Annotated in this window: 17 protein-coding genes; 5 read left to right on the top strand and 12 right to left on the bottom strand. The window is 44.3% G+C overall.

Annotation, left to right across the window (positions count from 1 at the left end; genetic code table 11):
* Positions 1–562 precede the first annotated feature (562 nt).
* Positions 563–2,191 (top strand): acetyl-CoA C-acetyltransferase, encoded by a 1,629-nt coding sequence (locus AS194_RS07830; protein WP_058024955.1) that lies wholly within the window; start codon positions 563–565, stop codon positions 2,189–2,191.
* 268 nt (positions 2,192–2,459) lie between these two features.
* A complete protein-coding gene (gene ppk2, locus AS194_RS07825; protein WP_264753443.1) occupies positions 2,460–3,473 on the top strand; it encodes a polyphosphate kinase 2 in 1,014 nt (337 codons plus the stop codon).
* A 123-nt stretch (positions 3,474–3,596) separates the two neighbouring features.
* Here ppk2 and AS194_RS07820 read toward each other — a convergent pair whose 3' ends face one another.
* The 10 genes from AS194_RS07820 to rsmG form a co-directional block, all read right to left on the bottom strand.
* Positions 3,597–3,944 carry a PilZ domain-containing protein gene (locus tag AS194_RS07820; protein ID WP_058024954.1) on the bottom strand — a complete coding sequence of 116 codons (348 nt, stop codon included), beginning with the start codon at positions 3,942–3,944 and terminating at the stop codon, positions 3,597–3,599.
* Between the two features lie 117 nt (positions 3,945–4,061).
* Entirely contained in the window at positions 4,062–5,192 is a 1,131-nt protein-coding gene (locus AS194_RS07815; protein ID WP_058024953.1) for a DNA polymerase III subunit delta', read from the bottom strand.
* A gap of 86 nt (positions 5,193–5,278) precedes the next feature.
* On the bottom strand, positions 5,279–6,091 hold the full coding sequence (gene kdsB / locus AS194_RS07810; RefSeq protein ID WP_058024952.1) for a 3-deoxy-manno-octulosonate cytidylyltransferase: 813 nt from the start codon (positions 6,089–6,091) through the stop codon (positions 5,279–5,281).
* Between the two features lie 45 nt (positions 6,092–6,136).
* Positions 6,137–7,255: a tetraacyldisaccharide 4'-kinase gene (lpxK, locus tag AS194_RS07805; RefSeq protein WP_058024951.1), complete on the bottom strand. Its 1,119-nt coding sequence runs from the start codon at positions 7,253–7,255 to the stop codon at positions 6,137–6,139.
* Between the two features lie 66 nt (positions 7,256–7,321).
* Positions 7,322–9,109, bottom strand: a complete 1,788-nt coding sequence (gene msbA, locus AS194_RS07800) for a lipid A export permease/ATP-binding protein MsbA (protein ID WP_058024950.1) — start codon at positions 9,107–9,109, stop codon at positions 7,322–7,324.
* A gap of 76 nt (positions 9,110–9,185) precedes the next feature.
* Complete coding sequence (locus AS194_RS07795; RefSeq protein ID WP_058024949.1) at positions 9,186–9,617, bottom strand: ExbD/TolR family protein; 432 nt, start codon at positions 9,615–9,617, stop codon at positions 9,186–9,188.
* Positions 9,618–9,689: 72 nt separating this feature from the next.
* The gene (locus tag AS194_RS07790) at positions 9,690–10,403 is read right to left on the bottom strand and encodes a MotA/TolQ/ExbB proton channel family protein (RefSeq protein WP_058024948.1); all 714 of its coding nucleotides are present in this window, start codon (positions 10,401–10,403) and stop codon (positions 9,690–9,692) included.
* A 101-nt stretch (positions 10,404–10,504) separates the two neighbouring features.
* Complete coding sequence (locus AS194_RS07785; RefSeq protein ID WP_058024947.1) at positions 10,505–11,647, bottom strand: ParB/RepB/Spo0J family partition protein; 1,143 nt, start codon at positions 11,645–11,647, stop codon at positions 10,505–10,507.
* Between the two features lie 104 nt (positions 11,648–11,751).
* Positions 11,752–12,531 (bottom strand): ParA family protein, encoded by a 780-nt coding sequence (locus AS194_RS07780; protein ID WP_058024946.1) that lies wholly within the window; start codon positions 12,529–12,531, stop codon positions 11,752–11,754.
* A 259-nt stretch (positions 12,532–12,790) separates the two neighbouring features.
* On the bottom strand, positions 12,791–13,507 hold the full coding sequence (gene rsmG, locus AS194_RS07775; RefSeq protein WP_058024945.1) for a 16S rRNA (guanine(527)-N(7))-methyltransferase RsmG: 717 nt from the start codon (positions 13,505–13,507) through the stop codon (positions 12,791–12,793).
* A 410-nt stretch (positions 13,508–13,917) separates the two neighbouring features.
* On the opposite strand from rsmG, the gene AS194_RS07770 reads away from it, so the two are divergent.
* The 3 genes from AS194_RS07770 to AS194_RS07760 all read left to right on the top strand — a co-directional run bounded on the left by AS194_RS07770 (position 13,918) and on the right by AS194_RS07760 (position 18,651).
* Entirely contained in the window at positions 13,918–16,653 is a 2,736-nt protein-coding gene (locus AS194_RS07770; RefSeq protein WP_227511609.1) for an AAA family ATPase, read from the top strand.
* A 172-nt stretch (positions 16,654–16,825) separates the two neighbouring features.
* A complete protein-coding gene (locus AS194_RS07765) occupies positions 16,826–17,953 on the top strand; it encodes a helix-turn-helix transcriptional regulator (protein ID WP_058024943.1) in 1,128 nt (375 codons plus the stop codon).
* A 50-nt stretch (positions 17,954–18,003) separates the two neighbouring features.
* Entirely contained in the window at positions 18,004–18,651 is a 648-nt protein-coding gene (locus tag AS194_RS07760; protein ID WP_058024942.1) for a TerD family protein, read from the top strand.
* Between the two features lie 133 nt (positions 18,652–18,784).
* On the opposite strand, the gene AS194_RS07755 is transcribed toward AS194_RS07760, so the two are convergent.
* Positions 18,785–19,768: an ion transporter gene (locus AS194_RS07755; RefSeq protein ID WP_058024941.1), complete on the bottom strand. Its 984-nt coding sequence runs from the start codon at positions 19,766–19,768 to the stop codon at positions 18,785–18,787.
* Between the two features lie 203 nt (positions 19,769–19,971).
* Positions 19,972–20,199, bottom strand: coding sequence for a hypothetical protein (locus AS194_RS13625; protein ID WP_143506625.1), 228 nt, complete (start codon positions 20,197–20,199; stop codon positions 19,972–19,974).
* Between the last annotated feature and the right edge of the window lie 119 nt (positions 20,200–20,318).

Raw genomic sequence — 20,318 nt, 5'->3', positions numbered from 1 at the left:
TTCCCTATAAATAATGAATGGTTTAAATAATAGTAAACACTAAATGTAATACGCCTATTATATAGACTCATCAACATTGTAATTATTGATATTTGGTAAATCATCTTAAAACGAGCCTAACTATACACTGCCATTAGAAACATGTCCAAAAACAGACAATGTCTACAACAATCTGTAAACAAGTCAGTATACAAGCTGACGACTTTTTACCCACTTGCTGACCATCATAACATGTTAAAATCTGACGTATAAGTTATGGCAAACATAATTATTGATAACAATATATTATCAAACATATCATTATGCAATGCTACTATCTGATATTCGTTGGTACTCGTCAGTCTATCAGCGCCTTAACCAGTACGCTTAAATCTGTCATTGAACTTATACAAGCGACACATCGTTTGCTAAAGAGATACATTAAACGAGCACAAAACGACTTATCATACACAGCGATACTAGGTGATAAGTGATAATATTTGATTTTTGCTTAACATGACTTTGCCACTTTTTTTATTTTTACCCTTCAACTTTTCTGCCCATACTTTTTAAGGATAATATTATGAGTAATAAAAATAACCACCCTGATAGTCCAGTTGTCGAAAGCACTGTTGTTAAAGCCAGCGATGCAAAACCACAAGAAATTGCTGAAAACAATGAACCTGCTAAAACTGCTGACGTTAAAGCTGATACTAAGGCCAACGATACCAAGGCTGATAGTACACAAGCTGAAAACACAAAAAAAGAAGCGCCAGCTACTAAAAAATCTGACGCTAAAGACACTGATACCAAAAGCTCAGAGACTAAAGATACCACTAGCAAACAACCAGATGATGAAAAAGTAGAAACCACAGCAGCTAAAAAACCAGCGACTGCAACTAAAAAAGCGAGTAAAACCAAACCTGTTACAAACCAGAATCGTGTGGCAATCTTAGGTGGTAACCGTATTCCATTTGCTCGCTCAAATGGCTCATACGCTGACGTCAGCAATACAGATATGTTGACTGCTGCTCTAGACGGCTTGGTTGAGCGCTACAACTTACAAGACGAAGTCATCGGCGAAGTGGTCGCTGGTGCCGTTATGAAGCTAAGCCGTGATATCAACCTGACTCGCGAAGCAACATTGAACACAGCGCTGAACCCACATACACCAGCCTATGATATCTCACAAGCGTGCGGAACTGGCCTACAAGCGACCTTTGCTTCTGCGAACAAAATCGCACTCGGTGTTATCGATTCAGCCATCACAGGCGGCGTAGATACTACCTCAGATGCGCCTATCGCTATTGGTGATGGTCTGCGTAAAGTACTGATCAAGCTTGGTGCCGCCAAAGACAACAAGCAACGCCTAAAGGCATTGATGGGTCTAAATCCAAAAGACTTGATTGACTCACCGCAAAATGGCGAGCCGCGTACTGGTCTATCGATGGGCGAGCATCAAGCGATTACAGCACTTGAGTGGAACATCACTCGTGAAGCTCAAGACGAGCTTGCCTTTAACAGTCACAAAAACCTAGCACGCGCTTATGACGAAGGTTTCTTTGATGACTTGATCACCCCATACAAAGGTCTGACTCGTGATAACAACTTACGTCCAGACACCACGCTAGAGAAACTGGGTAAGCTAAAGCCAGTATTTGGCAAAAAGAACGCCAATCCAACGATGACTGCTGCCAACTCAACGCCACTGACTGATGGCGCATCTTGTGTCCTATTGGGTACTGATGAATGGGCAAAAGAGCATGGTCTAAAACCACTGGCTTATATCGTGCACCAAGAGACAGCGGCGGTAGACTTTATCGGTAAATCTGGTACTACCGAAGGCTTACTCATGGCACCCGCTTATGCGGTACCACGTATGCTTGAGCGCGCTGGCCTCACGCTACAGGACTTTGATTTCTATGAGATTCATGAAGCGTTTGCCTCACAAGTGCTATCGACACTCGCCGCTTGGGAAGATGAGACATTCTGTGAAGAGCGCCTAGGTCTTGATGCGCCACTAGGCTCGATCGATCGCAGCAAGCTAAACGTGAATGGCTCATCACTAGCAGCAGGCCATCCATTTGCCGCAACCGGTGGTCGTATCCTAGCCACCGCCGCAAAACTACTTGACCAAAAAGGCTCAGGCCGTGCGCTAATCTCTATCTGCGCCGCTGGTGGTCAAGGCGTGACTTGCATCTTAGAAAAATAAGCTTCATAAATTGTGAATCAAAAATACATGCTGACTAATTATTTTAATCAGCATATATCTATCCATAAAAAATGCCCTTTAACTATTTAAAGGGCATTTTTTATTGTCTGTACTTTGCTATGATAGAACCGACCTAGATAGTAACCTCTTAAAAAAGCTGACACGCCAAACAAAGGTAATATTTATGGGTAAGACAGAATTTCTACTTAAAAAAAAGTTTCTATTAAGAAAAATGAGGCAAATCATTTTTGGCTCTGAAAAATTGGTAATGACAAAACCCGTTACAACCAGTGATTTTCAGTCTCTAACCACTAAAGAGGATTTGGATCGGTACAATCAGGAGCAAGCCATCCTTTCTGAACGTATCGAAAAAGACATTCTTGATGATGAACTGCGTCGAAAAATGCATCAAGACCTTATCGATACCTACGATGAAGAGCTAGAAAACGAAATAGATGACTATGCACGTGACTTTCGCTTCAATGGTCGTGAGATGAGTGAGCAAGAAAAACTGGATCGGCGTACTTATTTCCATGAGTTGGTACGATTGCAGCGAGAACTTATCAAGCTGCAAGACTGGGTGGTCGCAAATGGTGAGCGTATCGTCGTTATCTTTGAAGGGCGAGATTCTGCGGGTAAAGGGGGCGCTATCAAACGTATTACCCAAAGGCTAAATCCACGCGTGTGCCGTGTTGCCGCCTTACCTGCTCCTACTGAACGCGAGCAAACCCAGTGGTATTTTCAGCGCTATGTCGCGCATCTACCAGCCGCAGGTGAGATCGTTTTGTTTGATCGTAGTTGGTACAATCGCGGCGGTGTCGAGCGCGTCATGGGCTTTTGTACTGATGCGCAATATGAGGAGTTTTTCCAGTCAGTGCCAGAGTTTGAACGCATGCTTGTGCGATCAGGCATTCGCTTGGTGAAATACTGGTTTTCTATTACTGACGATGAGCAGCATGCACGCTTTATGAGCCGAATATACGATCCGCTAAAACAGTGGAAACTCTCGCCGATGGACTTACAATCCCGTAGGCGCTGGGAGGATTATACCAAAGCAAAAGAGACCATGTTTGAGCGCACTCATATCCCTGAGGCCCCATGGTGGGTGGTTGAAGGCAACAATAAGAAGCGCGCTAGGCTCAACTGTATTGCACATCTGCTCGACCAGATTCCTTATAAAGAGATACCTCGTGAGGAAGTTGAATTGCCCAGTCGCAAACGTGATGACGAATACTACCGCGAGCCTATTCCTGATGATATGTACGTACCGCCGCGCTACTAGCTCTCACGGATATATATCCTAAAAAAAGCCTTATACAGTTATAAGGCTTTTTTATTAATCATACAATATAGCCATGATGACCATCGATAAAGACGCCTAGGTTTTTGGGTTAAGTGGTATGGGCTACATGGTATAAGTGGATTGCAGGCTATCTATTTTACCAGCCAATAAACGCTCAACTTCGTTCTTGATTCGTTGTCCTGCGATATCACTACCAATTTGCACAGCAAAGCCTGCTGGTCGACCGCTCTGCGTTTTGGAGTTGATCCAAACAACCTTACCATTCATGGGCAAACGCTCACTAGAGTTAGGCAGTGTAACAGCAATAAAAACTTCATTACCCAATTGCTGCGGCTGATCAGAGGGCACAAACAAAGCGCCATTGTTCACAAAAGACAGATAGCTGGCATACAACGTTTCGATAGTCTCAATATGGCAGGTTAAAATCCCGCCGCGTCCTGGCATTGCCATAATCAGCTTCCTTTATCAATTGGGTCAAATATATTTTTATAAATGATTGTGAGAATATAAACAAAAGCGATTTATATCAATAAGTTCCAATAGCTCACAAAGGCTATGTCACCACTCCTACAAGCAGGCCAATTCTTGCATTAGCTTATCATAAGCAAATTTTTCTTGCACATTTTGTTGCAAAGCAACTTTGGTCTGCTGCAAGCTGGTGGCGAATGTCTCTAATCCGCTATCGGTGGGTTGATAAGAGGCTAATGCTTCTGATAGGTTGATATCTGTTTGTAATTCACTCAGTCCTAGGCAGATGCGCTTTATGTCTAGGAGCATCCGTTCAGACAGTTGAATAAACTCTTTAATACTCAGCTGTTTTTGCCAATAATCACTTGCCGCTACGCTGCTACGTTTACCACTACGTAGCGCTTGCCATGTGGTCAGCCATAGGGAACGCTTGCCATACCACGGTGCCTGTGCAAGTGCTATCGCAGCGAGTGGTGCGCCGTTCGCTAGCTGTATAAGCTGCTCAATCGCCATTTTGCCAACGGCTTCACGATTGATGGTGTGACCGAGCGCATGGGTCACATAATCGATAGCAACAGCGGGCTCAATAGTCTGTAATGCCAGCTGTTGTACACGGCTCTTAATGGTTGGAAGTAGCTGAGCAGGCGTATCACTGATTAAAAATAGATGAACTTGCGCTTGCGGCTCTTCTAATGTTTTGAGTAACGCATTGGCAGCGGCGACGGTCATTTGCTCTGCGTGATCCAACACACAAATACGCATTCCCTGCCCGCCTTGATAGATAAAAGGTTGCAAGGCACGAATGTCATCCACTTTGATTTTAAGCGCGCTGTTGCTTGTGGTCTTGGCACTTTTTTTATCTTTTGCGCTGCTTGGTTTCTCTTGAAGGGTGTCGCTATCTGCATTGATTGGCATACTCACGATTGGCAGCACTTGTAAGCTTGGGTGAGTCCCTGACTTAAGCCACTGACAACTTTCACACGCGCCGCACGCGCCTAGTGGATTCGTATCATGCTCGCGGCATAACAGCCAAGCCACCAACCGCCATACAAAGGCGCGTTTACCCATCCCCTGCATACCAGCAGCGAGCAATGCATGCGGCAAGGACTGCTGAGTCAATACTCGCTGCGTCAATTGTGACCACAACATCTGCTGCCACGGCAGCAAGGGCGCAAAATAGATACTGTCTGAACGCTCTTGCGCGCCTACGTTTGCTGTCATATCATTCATAACAATGGCTCTATCACGTTTTTAGATATTTAGGATGCGGCACGCTAACGATACTCTGGATAATGTGCGAGCGCTTGCTCAAACCATTATTTAGCAGGGTTTTTAAAATCAGCTAAGCTCATGGCATTTAAACGGTCTAGATCTTCTTGGGTATCGACACCAGCCGGCAGCTGACAAGCAGCTTCTGCAATGGCGATAAGCTTACCGTTTTCTAATACCCGTAGCTGCTCCAGACTCTCGAGTAGCTCAAGTGGCGTCTGTGGCCAATGCACAAACTGCTGTAATAGACTAACGCGATAGGCGTATAAACCCAAATGACGATACGCATTTTTTGGTGGCTGTCTTTGAGTGTCATCCGCCAATACGACATCACGATCACAAGGGATTGGTGCTCGACTAAAATAAAGCGCGCGCTGTAGATTGTTCGTATATTGACTGACCACTTTTACCACAGAAGGTCGCTGGAACGTATCATAATCATCGATAGGCTCACAGAGTGTCGCCATGACGCTGGCCTCATCCGCCACCAAAAGCGCCTGCACCTGTTCAAGCAGTAAGGGCGGTACGAGAGGCTCATCACCTTGCATATTGACCACAATATCATGATCAGTCCAGCCTTTGATGGCAGCCACTTCCGCCAAGCGGTCAGTGCCTGAAGCATGCTCGCTACTTGTCATCACGACATCAAAACCGGCATCGATACAGACCTTTGCAATTTGCTCATCATCAGTCGCAATACACATATCGTCAGCGAAGGTTGCTGTTTTTGCCTTTTCAGCCACCCAAAGTATCATCGGTTTGCCATGAATGCTCAATAATGGCTTACCGGGTAACCGTGTGCTCTTAAAGCGTGCAGGAATCACAATATGGGTTTTGGCAGGTATGGTGACAAGCGACATGGTTTATTCCTAAAAATTGTGTCAGTTTGACGTATTGACTATTATCTATGATGGCGTTTTTGTACCAACATCAGAGTCAGCCTCAATACCCAAAGCTTTTAATTGCTGGTTTAGATGATCATAACAGTTATCGGATAATACGGCCGTCACAGGCAAAACCCACAACCTGCTAACGAGCTGTGCATACTCATCACTTGATGCTTGTTCCGCCGTATAGTCTGACAACAATGCTTTTATTTTTACCGCATCTTTACTGGTAACGACGATAGGATAATCGCTGTATTGTAAAAGCTCAGCCAAGCTAAAGTCATAGTGATCAGGATAAGGATGCCCTATCACGTCAAAACCAAGAGACTCCAACGTATCAAAAAAACGCTGTGGATAGCCGATACCACTGACTGCGTGTACTCTACTATTGCTGGCAGAAACGACATTATCTATTTGCTTAATAGGTGATTGAGGACTCCATAGATGTTGCAATTCATCAGCTTGCAAACGCATGGTCAAACGCTCAGAATTCTGTGCCTCACTACTTTTAGCCGAGTCTGTATTTGGTTTTTCATGATAAATCACATGAGCACCTTCTAGTCGTGACATTGGCTCACGCAAAAATCCGGTTGGCAATAATTGCTCATTACCAAACCCTCGCACGGCATCTACCACAATCCACTCTATATCCCGCTTGAGCGCATAATGTTGCAAACCGTCGTCAGCGATAATTAATTGCAGATCAGGTTCAGCATCCAACAAGGCAGTAATCGCTTGCTGACGATTGGGGCATACCGCCATGGCAACGCTTGTCATATGAACAATCAAACATGGCTCGTCGCCTACTACGTTAGGCAAACTGGTGGCATTGACCAATGCTGGCATTTGGCTCGTATCACCACCATAACCTCGACTGATAACCCCGACTTTTATGCCTCGTTTTTGCAAGTGATTGACCAAGGCGATAATTAACGGTGTTTTGCCGCTACCACCCACACTGATATTACCAATGACCATGACGGGTATAGGTGCGCGATAACTTGATAGCAGCCCAACCTTATAAGCGTGACGACGAAGCAAGGTGATCAATCCATAAAGCCAGCTAATAGGTAGCAACAGCCATAACCAAGCGGCCTTACGTTGCCATGCATTAGTAATTATCGTTTCAATACTCATGAATAATTGCCATGTATCCTATCGATTCGCTGCTTAGGCGTTGACGCTTTATCAAATAAATCTATTCTACTCAAAGTCTCGAGCATACATTTGCGCATAATGACCTTGCAGCTGCATCAGCTCATTATGGGTACCAAGCTCAACTATCTGACCACCATCCATCACAGCAATACGATCCGCAGATTCAATAGTCGTTAAGCGGTGCGCAATCACTAGCGTCGTACGGTTTTTCATGACGTTATCGAGCGCTTGCTGAATATAATACTCTGACTCATTATCAAGCGCACTGGTGGCTTCATCCAAAATCAGAATCGGAGCATCTTTTAACAACGCGCGAGCAATAGATAGTCGTTGACGCTGTCCGCCAGACAGCTGAAGCCCTTCGGCCCCAATCTCGCTTTGATAGCCGTTTGGCATTTTCATGATAAAGTCATGCGCGAAAGCCGCTTTTGCAGCCTCCTCGACTTCAGCTTGGCTCTTATTAGCCAATCCCCCATAAGCAATGTTATTAAATACTGTCGTATTAAATAGTACGACTTGCTGATTCACCATGGCAATTTGCGCACGCAGACTTTCTAATTTGATGTCTTCAATTGGTATATTGTCTAAAGTAATTTGCCCAGAAGATGTCTCCAGAGTACGCGTTAAAAGATTCACTAAGGAGGACTTGCCTGCTCCGCTTCGTCCTACCAATGCAACCGTCTCGCCTGCTTTTATATTTAACGTAAAATCACGTAGAGCAACTGTCGAATCTGGATATACCAAACTGATATTATCCAAAGACATCTGACCAGATAACGCCTTGCTGATAGTGCCTGTATCTTCCTCTTCTGGCTCATCAAGTAATGCAAAAATCGACTCACCAGCAGCAATGCCTTTTTGCAATTTTTGATTGATATCAGTCAATGAACGGACGGGCTTACTGAGCAGACCAGCTGCCGCAATATAAGAGATAAACTCACCTGCTGAAATACCGCTAATAACTGACGGTCTCAATGCAAGCCATACCACCACCGACATTGCTATCGCCATCAGCAGCTGTACTGCTGGAGTATTGATACTATTGGTGACGACCACCTTCATGCCTTGGCGTAAGTTCTTTTTTGAAGTCTTATCAAAGCGCTCGGCTTCATATGCTTGTCCGCCATAATTCTTTACCACCTGATAGCCACTGATGACCTCATTGGTAATATGACTGACACTACCCATCGTTTTTTGGATACCTTTAGAGAGCTTAAGATAACGCTTGGAGGCAATGCGAATGAGCCATAGTATTGGTGGCAATACGACAAATAGGATTAGAGTCAAGCGCCAGTTGCTATAAAGCAAAAACCCTATCAATGCCACAACCGTCAAACCATCACGCAGCAAGGTCTTCATTGAGTCTGTACTGGCTGCCGTGACTTGCTCAACATCAAATATCAACTTGGATGAGATCGTACCAGCAGGATTGGCCAAATAGAATGAACTTGGCAATCGCAGTAGTTTATTAAAAACCTCGACCCGCAGCTCATAAACCAAATTACGTGAGACCAAAGCCGAGTAATAGTTACCCAAAAAACTGCCCAAACCGCGTACGAAAAATAGCGCAATGATGAGTAATGGAAATAACGCCTGTTTGCTTCGATCACTTTGGTTAATGGCATCAGTAATGTATTGCAACAGCTTGGCAATCCAAATCTCAGTTCCTGCGTTGATAGCAAAGCCCAAAACAGTCAGTAGTAAAGCCCACCAATACGGCTTTAGATATCTTAGTAGACGCAGTAAAGTCTTACTTTTTGGCGGATTAGACGGGGCTGCTGAAGGTTTTTTAGCAGAAGGTTTTGTAGAGTCAGGTGTATAAGCTTGGCTCATAAAAGCCTCAATGTAGGTGTCATGACATGAATGGGCTGTGCTTGATACACAGTTTATAGTAATGATGCGGCAAATATTATTGCGGCAAAGTTTGACCAAGTGGGACAACGGTGCTGATATTTAGGTTCAAAAATCCGAGTTTACCAGCAACATCCATCACCCGTACGACAGATTGATGGGTAGCGTTGGCATCCGCTGCGATGACAAATAGCATATCGCGATTGCTTCCTGCTTCTTGCTGCAACATGCTGGTCAGTTCAGCCTCGTTACTACTAGCAAGCGTAATACCATTCACCAAATAACTGCCATCTTCTTGTACAGCTACTTCTATACTATTTTTTTGCTCTGTCTGCGCCACACCTTCTGCTTCAGGAAGGATAATATTTAAACGACTAAAATGATTAAAAGAAGTAGCCAGTAGTAAAAAGACGATTAAAAATAATAAGCAATCAATCATTGGCGTCAGATTAATTTCAAGCGGCTCAACAGTCGGTTTTCTAAAGCGCATATGAATCTCTTCTACTTACCTGCTATTACGAACGTACTTTGAGCATCAAACTCAGGATCAAAACTATGACAATTATATTGTCGCCATATTGCTTTTATCTACATCTAATCGATCAGTAACACGCTCATCAATAGTGGTCATACTATTAGCAGGTGCCGCTACGTAAGTATTGTCGAGCAATTGGTAGTCGTATAGCTCTTGAATCATCAGCCCTGCTTGAGTCTCGAACTGTGCATTGATGTCGATGATACGCCGCTGAAAGTATCGATACGCGACAAGCGCTGGGATGGCGACGATCATACCAGCAGCCGTGGTAATTAGCGCTTGTGACACACCAGCAGCAAGCATTGTTGGATCTTGCATCGCACCATCAGTAATCGCTAAGAATGAAGAAATAATACCTAATACCGTACCTAATAATCCAAGCAATGGCGCAATGGCACCAATTGTACCCAACATATTGATATTTTTTTCTAGCTGGTGGACTTGTACGCTAGCACGATTTTGCATATGCATGGTCATAGACTCTAGGCCGTACTGACGATAGAGCAGCCCCGTTGCCAAAATATCACCAAGCGCTGTCTTCTCTTTGACATTCATCAATTGTGTACGGCCGATATCGCCATTTTCGCGTAGGCGAGTGATGAGCTGCTCACGCAGTCTGCTAGGCACAGTCTTGCTAAATTGCAATGTATGACTACGCTCAATAATGATAACCAATGCCAATATAGAGCAGACGACAATAGGTGTCATTAGCCAGCCGCCTGCCTTTACTAACTCCCACATATTTGCTCTCTTCCATATTTTTAAAAACAGTTGTTACGTAGATGGATTTATACGTAAATAGTCGTTACTAATAAATCAGTCCTACTAGCTTGCGTATTGTCTTAAGCCTGTGCTTCTATGTGTTTAATCAAAGCAGCTAACTGGTCTTGACTGTGAAAAAAGATCTCAACACTACCCTGCCCGTCTTTTTTGTGCTTAAGTTTTACCTCAGCACCCAACATATCTGTCAATCTTTGCGTGAGACGCTCTTCGTCACGAGACTGTGCTTGTTCGACACGGTTGGCCTTGGGTACAGGGTTCAAAATGGATTTGACCAGCTTTTCAGCTTCTCGCACCGTCATACCGCCATCGATGATTTTTTGTGCAATGATTGGCTGCTGCTCAGAAGACAATGCTAAAAGCGTTCGAGCGTGACCCATGTCTAGTGCGCTATTTGCCAAATGATCTTTTACCGTATCATGCAATTGATTTAGACGTAGTAAATTCGATACCGTTGTACGCGCCTTGCCTACCACTTCAGCAATCATCGCATGGCTCATACCAAACTCTGTATGAAAGCGCTGCAACGCGGCTGCCTGCTCGATCACAGATAAATCTTCACGCTGGATATTTTCAATTAAGGCCAGTGCAATAGCAAGCTCATCAGATAACGCACGCTCAATCGCTGGAATAACCGACTTGCCCGCCATTTTTGCCGCGCGCCAGCGACGTTCGCCAGCGATAATTTCATGAGTGACAAATGCTTCACTCTTATCTTCATTGGCGAGCAATGGGCGGATAACGATGGGCTGCATCACGCCATGCTGCTCAATAGAAGATGCCAATTCTGCCAGTGCCGTTTCACTCATGTCACGGCGCGGTTGATACTTACCTGCTTGTAGACGCGTGACATCGATCTGCACGAGGCTGATTTGATCCTCTGAAGCGTTTACGTCTGTGCTATTACCACGCGTTTTGTTGATAGCCGTCTTGCTTGTCACACGTGATGAACGAGTACTATTACTGACAGTAGTGTCATTATCAGTGGATTTTGCCGCCGATTTTTTACTGGCTTTGGGCGCAGCCGCATCGACGGGTGCAGTTTTCACAGGCATGTTGGTATCTAGCGTTTCAGCTGGCACGGCCACATCGCGTGCAGCCATATCATCTTGCAAGGCAGAGGCGGTGATTTGTTTTTCTTTCTTGATTGACCCTAATAAGGCATCTAAGCCTCGATTGGCAGCCAACCCTCTTTTCTTCGCCATGATTACCTATCCTCTAACGCTAAAATAAAAGCCAATTGATTACTGCTGCGGCTTACTAAATACAATGTTAAGTGCTTTATTGTTCGAAAGCTTTTATAGAAAAACTAGCTACTTTGCTTCATCACTTCAGCGGCCAATTTTTGATAGGCGCGCGCGCCTTTTGACCATCTCTCATAAGCAATCACTGGCAGACCATGGGCAGGTGCTTCTGCTAGGCGAATGTTTCTTGGGATATGAGTCTTATACATAATATCGCCAAAGTGCGCTTCTAATTCAGCAGACACATCACGGGCAAGCGTGTTACGCGCATCAAACAATGTTCTCACAACACCGCGAATGTATAACTTAGGGTTTAATTCAGTAAGACGCTCAATCGTCTGCGACAAATCTGCTAGCCCTTCTAGTGCATAATATTCACACTGCATCGGAATAATCACACTATCAGTCGCGACCAACGCATTAATCGTTAGTAAGTTCAAACTTGGCGCACAGTCTATAATCACGTAATCGTATGGCGGCTGTTGCGAGGATGTCTGCGCATCAACCAGATTTTTCATCGCCGTTTTGAACAGCTCGTGACTGTCCGTTTTACTCATCAACGTGATGTCCATACCAGCCAAATCACGATTGGCACCGATAACATCAAACCCTGCCGGACTGGTCACAATGGCTTCAGACAGCGCTACACCATCCAGTAAAACATCGGCTATGGTAAGCGTCAGATCGTTTTTGTCGACACCAGTACCGCTGGTTGCATTGCCCTGTGGGTCTAAGTCAATCAGTAGTACGTGCTTGCGCTTAGCAGCTAAACTGGCGGTCAAGTTTACCGCCGTCGTGGTTTTGCCCACGCCGCCTTTTTGATTCGCAATTGCTATGATTTCCATACACTCACTCAATTTTATTAAGGTCTGTTACTGACTTTTTCTTTTAATTTATTTGCCGCTCAATCTTATATGCTTATGCAGTGCTACTAAATCAGCGCTTCATGAAAGGCAGCCATTTATAAAAAAATTCTTTTATAAATTACCCAATTTTCGTTTGTATATTTTCAGTGCCTTTTAAATACTATGCCATTTAGGTACAAACGTAAACTGCGTTTCACAAAAAACGACTGCTGTTTCATGACTGGGAAGTATCTACCATTTAGGCATTTTTAGCAGACATTTCAATCAAATGACGACTATCATGCAGACGCGGCACTGTCAGCTTAATCGTCTTAATGTGCCAATCACTATCAAGCGCTTGTAGCTCTTCATCGCTTGGCGCTTTGCCTTTCATAGCACACAAATAACCGTCATCTGCCAATCTCGGCTGCGCTACTTCAACAAAATCTATCAAACTGGCAAACGCTCTAGAAGTCACCACATCATAGCTGGCTTCGTGCGCTTCAATACGCGAAGCGATCGGTTGCATATTACGTAAGCCAAGCTCACTGCTGATCTGCTTAATAAAGCGAATCTTTTTTTGATTACTATCAAGGGCTGTACACGAGCGCTCAGGCTGACAAATCGCAATAATCACTGCAGGCAACCCTGCACCTGTACCGATATCAAGCAGCGACCCTGTCGGCAAATGCGTTATAATAGATAAGCAATCAATCACATGTTTGATCAGCGCTTCTTCTGGATCGGTGATGGCGGTCAGATTATACGCTTTATTCCACAACAAAAGCTGGTCTAAGTATAATAATAACGTGCGCTGCTGTTTCTCATTTAGTGATAGACTTAGCTCATTTACGGCTTGTGCTAAGATACTGGCCAGCTTTGGCAATTGTGAGCCAAGCTTCACAAAGCCAGTCGGATCAATATTGATATTACCCGTGCTAGTAGACGACGAAGAGGTTTTAGCGGAAGCTGACATACAACGAGTTATCCAGTTTTGACATGTGAACCGCCTATTTTATCATGCAGTCTGCTCATTGAATAGTTGCAGATTGCGCCAATGTGGGACATCTTATACTATCTGCACCGTTCATGACGCGTTATTCTGCGTTAACAGCATAAAACGCCTTGCCTAGTTTCTTTATTTTTCGTTTATCATGATCAAAGATTCCTGTAAATATGATACAAAACTGCGCTTAATGACTTCGCTAAAATGCGACTATATCTTGTAAGATGTCATTATTAATTATAAAAAATTCAATGCGCGCATGACCAGAATAAATATATTATCCCTCATACTCTTTCAATACCTTTAAAACGATCTCTCAAAAACCTATGACCGAACAACCTTATACCCCTATATCTCAAATATCAAAAGACGCTAATAATATGGTACCACCTACCGCTGACTCACAAGACGATAAACCAGTAATATCTAACGCCCCAAATCCTATTTTTACTGAGGTTCAAAAAAGCTGCCGTATTTCAGCTGAGCAACTAAAACGCTATAGCGACCCTGATGAGCTGCCTACAGACACACGTACTGCGCCCGACTTAGATGTTGGCTTCGGTCAACAGCGTGCGCTCAAAGCCCTGCACACTGCGCTAGACATCAAAGCAAGTGGCTATCATGTGTTTGCTGCTGGCGAGAACGGCTTGGGTAAGCGTACTGTCATCAGTCGCCTGTTGGCCCGTATTGCCGCCGACGCACCAACGCCTGATGATTGGGTTTACGTGCACAATTTTACCGATCCACGTACGCCACTGGCTCTGCGTCTACCTGCAGGGCAAGCCGCCTTGCTACAACAGCAGGTCAATAACTTGTGGCAACAGACAAAAAAGCGACTAAGCCAACGCTTTCGTAGCGACCAATACCAAAGTAAAATCGAAGCGATTAAAAATAATACGCATCAAAAAGAGAGTCATGCTTACGACGCGCTAAACGCTGAGGGCAAACAGTATGACCTCGCCTTGACGTTTCGCTCGTTTGATAACAAGGCAGTTTTCGTCCATCCCAGTCAGTTGACGACAGACAGTAGTAGCGACCCTGTAAAGGCTTCAGAATCATCTAGCAACAGTGAAAATTTATCACCAAGAAATGATAATGAAAAAGCCAATATATTGAGCAACGATAAGACTAACCATGATGAAGAGCAAAACAACGCTCAAAATTCTGAGTATGGTAACAGTGAGTACGAGGCTGAGTTAAATAACTTTGTCCAAAAAAACCATATGCAAAAGCGCCTCAGTCAACTAACCATTGCGTTGGAGCAGTTAGAAGACGAAGCCAACGATGCGATAGAATCACTGCATCGCAGTATCGCACGGCGGGCGCTACAGCCTTTGTTCGCGCCTGTTTATGAGCAGTTTGCCACGCATTCGCTTGTGGTTGACTATCTCAAAGCCATATTTGCCGATATGGTTACTCATGTAGAGCTTATCGTTAACGGCGATGATGAAGAGTTTGTGACGGCTGTATTGACCACAACACCCAGCCGTTACGCGGTCAATGTCATTGTCAGTCACGCACCAGACAGTGGCGCGCCTGTTGTCTTTGAAGACTTACCAACCCATCTAAACTTATTGGGTCATGTTGAGCAAATCACTCAATTAGGGACAGTAACGACTGATGTCAGTATGATTCGCGCAGGTGCCCTACACCGTGCCAATGGCGGCTATCTGCTGCTAGAAGCCAGCCATTTACTTGAGCATCCTTATGCATGGCAAGGTCTAAAGCGCGCGCTACAGTCACGCAAAATTAAGCTCTCAAGCCTTGAGCAAATGCTAACGCTAACAGGTAGCTTGTCTTTATCACCAGCGCCCATTGATCTTGATATCAAAGTGATCTTATTAGGTGAAGCAGACTTATATTATGAGCTGCTTGAGCTTGAGCCTGAGTTTGATGCAGTGTTTAAAGTTCGCGCGGACTTTCATGATGATGTGACGCGCACCAGTGAGCATGAATTGGCACTGATAGCGAAAATGGCAGACATCATCGATTATGCTAATCTCTATCCATTCGATAGTAGCGCGCAAGCCACGTTGCTTGAGCATTTAAGCTTGCAAGCTGAAGAGCAGGACCGTTTAAGCCTACACAGTGATTTGTTGATTAAACTGTTGCATGAATCAAACCGTCACGCTCGTTTAAATGATGAGACAATGGTGACAGCAGATCATGTCACTCAGGCAATTGACGACATGGATGAGCGCTCAGGATATTTGCGCGATCTATACTGGGACGAACTCAAAAACGGCCAGCAGCTGATTCAAACCCAAGGCAGTGCAGTTGGGCAAGTCAACGCCCTGACCGTCGTCAGCTATGCCGATAGTGAGTTTGGCATGCCAGCGCGCCTCACTGCCGTTATTCAGCCCAATATTGGCGCAGGTGAAATCCTTGATATCGAGCGTGATGTAGACTTGGGTGGTAGCTTGCACGCCAAGGGTATGTTGATCATGACCAGTTATTTGCGTGCGTTATTTAGCCAACACCATGCACTAAACTTCAGCGCTTCGCTCGCGTTTGAACAAAGCTACGCCCATATCGATGGTGATAGTGCCACCGTTAGCGAAGGTTGTGCGCTACTATCCGCTTTAGCAAATGTCCCTATTGATCAATCCTTTGCCATTACTGGTTCTATGAATCAGCTGGGCGAAGTACAAGCGGTTGGTGGTATCAATGCCAAAATCGCCGGCTTTTTTGATGCGTGCCGTGAGCAAGAGTTGACGGGCGCTCAAGGCGTGGTCATTCCAATGGCCAATGTCAAACAACTCATGCTACGCGACGATATCATTGCTGCGGTAAAAGACGGCGACTTCCATATTTATGGCGTTTATACCTTGAGTGAAGCATTGACCTTAATGACAGGCCTACCCATCGATACCATGAATAAAAAAGGTCGCTACCGCAAGGACAGCCTATTTGGCAAAGTCCTAAATCGTCTGATGTTATGGGATGAGAACCAAGACGGCGACGATGAGGTAGATGATAAAAAGTCAAAAAAGAAAGAGAAGAAAAAACGCAAAGCCAAGCGCCAAAAAAAAGAGGACAAAATAGAAAAAGAAAAACGTAAAGGCGAAAATAACGATAGTGACGTCACTGACAACCATGAGCAAAGTGAAGCTTAAAGTGTCAATGACAACACACCAAAATGATAATTAGGACGTGTTTAGACGGCGCCTAAACGATGTCTAAATGTATACGAACGTCTCTAGACGCTTTGATACTTTTCTGAGATGATAAACAACCAGCCAAAATCTGTAGAACAATAACCTGTGACTTTATAAAGGGTATTTTTTGATGACTGTACATTCTACTAATGCCAATAACCTTCAAGCTCAATCAGATTCTGATGAGCAAGCGATTGCAATAGAGGCGGCAGAAAATGATGTGTTAAAAGAGACCCAAGACAATCGTTACGGGGCAGCGACAACGGCTCGTCAATGGCAAGTACTGTCACAGCTACAGCGCAATCGCTGGGTAGGTACGACTCATATTTATGAACAGCTCATGATGGCCGGTTTTGACATCAGCCTGCGTACCGTGCAACGTGATTTGAACGCATTGGCCAAACGCTTTCCTATCGAAAAAAACAACGCCAATCCACAAGGTTGGCGCTGGAAGGAAGATGCACCGCTGCAAAGCTTGCCGCATATGAATCTATCGCAGGCAGTTGCTTTTAATATGGTCGAGGCCAATCTCACTCAGCTATTGCCGCCTGTCATTTTAGACGAACTATTTCCGTGGTTTGATCTAGCAAGACGACAGCTCAAAAACAGTAAAGTCACGCATTCATGGATAGACCGTGTACGTATCGAGCCTGCTACCCAGCCGCTCATTGCCCCAGATATAGATTTAGATAGCAAAGACAACATTTACCATGCATTGTTTTATCAGCTGCAAATTAATGCTTGCTACACTCGCAGCAATAAATCAGAGGCCAGCGAATACACCCTAAATCCTATTGCCATTATCCAGCGTGGCGTGATTATTTATCTACTGGCAACTCGTACCGATGATCCAAAATCCACCATCCGCACTTTTGCGCTGCATCGATTTGATAGAGTCGAGATTTTAGAGAGCGCAGCACAGACACCAGATAACTTTCAGCTCGATACGTATTTGGATGAAGGCAGCATGGGCTTTAGCCATCCGTTATTCGGTGAGCTGGCTGAGCGTGGTAAAAATACAGCCGTTGAGCTACAATTTACGCAACAGGCAGGCAGAAGCCTGACTGAAAGCAAGCTGAGTGATGATCAAATCGTCACATCAAACGACGACGACACCCTAACAATAAAAGCGACCGTTAATTTGACCTCACAGCTGGTTTGGTGGTTACGTGGTTTTGGCAGTGGACTGTTAGACGCCAAGCCTGCACTCCTTTATCAAGCGGTATTGGACCAACCTGCAATGACAAACAACGAATAACACTCGAATGACACTAATCGTTAACCACTAAAAATTAAAAAAGGAATATTATGCCAACCGCTGCCCCATCACCGCTGCTTTCCGACAGTTTAAGAGGACTGGGCTTGGATACGGGAACGTTATTTTTTGCACTCAACTATGAATTTACTAAGATCGAGCCAAAAGGGTTTTTGAAGCGTTTTAAAAAGGACAAAAGCGCGGTAGATATCGACTTGGCTTGCGTTTTATATGATGACAATTGCATCATTAGTGATATTGTCTGGTTCAAACAATTACGTGACAAAGCTGAATCCGTCAAGCACCAAGGAGACAGTCTAAACGGTAAGGATCGCGGAGAGCAAGCCATGTATTTGGCTCCGCTTGATCAAGAACAAATTAGACTAGAGCTAGAAGAAATTCCCTTACATATCACTCATATCGCTTTGATTGCCAACTCCTATCACGGGCACTCACTCTCTAGGGTCAAAAAAGGTGAGATTCATTTGAGTGATGATGAGGGTAACCGCTGTTTTGAAGTCAACCTAAAGCAGCTCCCACGTGATTGTAAAACGCTTTGGGTGGCTCATTTGCGCCGATCCGTTGATGACTGGCATTTAACCCTACAAAATTTACCACTGAGCGCAGAAGATCTCTCAAAAGCGGCGCAAGAAGTTGCGCATGAATTGGCACGGGCGCTACCGATTCCTCAAGGAATATAGCGTCAGTCGATCATAAAATCTAAAAAGGGTACTGCGTCTCAACCACACAGTACCCTTTTATGTTTTCTGACAAATATACTTGTTTCTAGAAATCTTAAGCATAAATTTCTATGATTGCCTGATAGATACTAAGCTATAAAACCTCGCCGCAATGCGGGCAAAAATTCTTTTGACGCACCTCCACTTCTTTTTCGCGCCGCTCAAGTTCTTGTTCACGTAGCACTTGTAGTACGATATTTTGCGCTTGCTCTTTATCTAATCCTAGCTCTCGGCGAATCTTATCAATCATCATCTGATTTTGTACCAAATCAAAGTCGCTATCGATCAGTTGCTCACGAAAATGTTGCTCAAGCTCTTCACGGCGCTGCGCCAACTCATTTGCAAGACCCGTTGCCAAAATACCCGCAGGCAGTGCCGCTAGACCCACACCCAATATCGTAATAATAGCACCCAATATCTTGCCAGCATTAGTGATTGGTGTGACATCCCCATAACCCACGGTCGTGAGCGTTACCACAGCCCACCACATCGCCTTAGGTATTGACTCAAACTCTTCTGGCTGCGCATGGTTTTCGACCAAATAGATGCCACTTGAGGCGGACACAATCATAATAATTAATATAAAAATAACCGCTTGAAACGAGCCGCGTTCTTTACTGATGACCACCAAAAGGATACGCATGGACGCAAAATAACGGGTCAGTTTGAGAATACGGAACAAGCGCAAAATACGTAAGAAACGCAGATCAATATTGACAAAGAAGTTTAAGAAGGCTGGAACAATGGCTACCAAATCAATGAGCGCGGAAGGACTTCTCACCCAATCCCAGCGCTGCCTCCACGTTGTATTGTCCGGTTTGGCTTCAGCAACACTCCATAGCCGCAGCAAATATTCAATAGAAAAGATCACAATAGAGAAGTTTTCAAACCAAGTAAAATAATCTTGATAAGGGTAATACCAGCTGTCAACTGACTCAGCAATCACAGCTGCCACATTGGTCATGATCAAAAATATGAGAAAATAATCAATATAGCGGCTAAACAAAGTGTCATGTTCATCATTTTGCAACGTATCATAAACAAAATGACGCAAGCGCCTTATAGATTTGAGTAGCATGCCATCCCTATTCGGTGAAATACCGGTATTATATAAATAAAATCAATTAACTGCCTTGCAAGGTGTTCAAGCGCTCTATCATCAAGAGCGCACGCTTTATTCAATGCGCTTTCATCAATGCACTTTGGTCAATACGAAAATATCAACTATTTGACATGACCCAGCATGGCATTGGCTTATCGCCTGTTCATCAGCAGCCGCTATTATGTCCCATGTAGATAATAAAGATAGACTGCTATTAATAGCACCAATGCGGTGCCTACTACTGATAATCGTAAAAACTGCTCATCAGCGGGCAATTGCTGGCTGATGTCTTGAGCAGGTACTAAAAATAAATGGCACTCAGGGCAACAAGAATCTACCTGATTCAATATTTTGGTAGAACGGGCGTTCTTACAACGTAGTGGGGAGTTGCTACAATAACCGAGCATAATACGTACGCCTCTTATCAAATCATGAATATCAATTTAGTAAGCCGTCACCATTTATTTCCAATTCTACCGTTTAGACATTAGCAATAATCAATATATAGTTGATCCAATTTAAGAGT

The organism is Psychrobacter piscatorii, assembly GCF_001444505.1.
In the GTDB taxonomy this organism is placed as follows: Bacteria; Pseudomonadota; Gammaproteobacteria; order Pseudomonadales; family Moraxellaceae; genus Psychrobacter; species Psychrobacter piscatorii_B.
The sequence above is the reverse complement of the archived record's forward strand: the minus strand, read 5'-3'. Positions and strand labels throughout refer to the sequence as shown.

What these genes read in the sequence shown, in the direction of transcription:
- AS194_RS07820 (WP_058024954.1), bottom strand. Translation starts at nt 3,944, where the DNA reads ATGGCAATGCCAGGACGCGGCGGGATTTTAACCTGCCATATTGAGACT.
- AS194_RS07765 (WP_058024943.1), top strand. Translation starts at nt 16,826, where the DNA reads ATGACTGTACATTCTACTAATGCCAATAACCTTCAAGCTCAATCAGAT.
- AS194_RS07760 (WP_058024942.1), top strand. Translation starts at nt 18,004, where the DNA reads ATGCCAACCGCTGCCCCATCACCGCTGCTTTCCGACAGTTTAAGAGGA.
- AS194_RS13625 (WP_143506625.1), bottom strand. Translation starts at nt 20,199, where the DNA reads ATGCTCGGTTATTGTAGCAACTCCCCACTACGTTGTAAGAACGCCCGT.
- kdsB (WP_058024952.1), bottom strand. Translation starts at nt 6,091, where the DNA reads ATGTCGCTTGTCACCATACCTGCCAAAACCCATATTGTGATTCCTGCA.
- AS194_RS07785 (WP_058024947.1), bottom strand. Translation starts at nt 11,647, where the DNA reads ATGGCGAAGAAAAGAGGGTTGGCTGCCAATCGAGGCTTAGATGCCTTA.
- AS194_RS07815 (WP_058024953.1), bottom strand. Translation starts at nt 5,192, where the DNA reads ATGAATGATATGACAGCAAACGTAGGCGCGCAAGAGCGTTCAGACAGT.
- lpxK (WP_058024951.1), bottom strand. Translation starts at nt 7,255, where the DNA reads ATGAGTATTGAAACGATAATTACTAATGCATGGCAACGTAAGGCCGCT.
- AS194_RS07755 (WP_058024941.1), bottom strand. Translation starts at nt 19,768, where the DNA reads ATGCTACTCAAATCTATAAGGCGCTTGCGTCATTTTGTTTATGATACG.
- msbA (WP_058024950.1), bottom strand. Translation starts at nt 9,109, where the DNA reads ATGAGCCAAGCTTATACACCTGACTCTACAAAACCTTCTGCTAAAAAA.
- rsmG (WP_058024945.1), bottom strand. Translation starts at nt 13,507, where the DNA reads ATGTCAGCTTCCGCTAAAACCTCTTCGTCGTCTACTAGCACGGGTAAT.
- AS194_RS07795 (WP_058024949.1), bottom strand. Translation starts at nt 9,617, where the DNA reads ATGCGCTTTAGAAAACCGACTGTTGAGCCGCTTGAAATTAATCTGACG.
- AS194_RS07830 (WP_058024955.1), top strand. Translation starts at nt 563, where the DNA reads ATGAGTAATAAAAATAACCACCCTGATAGTCCAGTTGTCGAAAGCACT.
- ppk2 (WP_264753443.1), top strand. Translation starts at nt 2,460, where the DNA reads ATGACAAAACCCGTTACAACCAGTGATTTTCAGTCTCTAACCACTAAA.
- AS194_RS07770 (WP_227511609.1), top strand. Translation starts at nt 13,918, where the DNA reads ATGGTACCACCTACCGCTGACTCACAAGACGATAAACCAGTAATATCT.
- AS194_RS07780 (WP_058024946.1), bottom strand. Translation starts at nt 12,531, where the DNA reads ATGGAAATCATAGCAATTGCGAATCAAAAAGGCGGCGTGGGCAAAACC.
- AS194_RS07790 (WP_058024948.1), bottom strand. Translation starts at nt 10,403, where the DNA reads ATGTGGGAGTTAGTAAAGGCAGGCGGCTGGCTAATGACACCTATTGTC.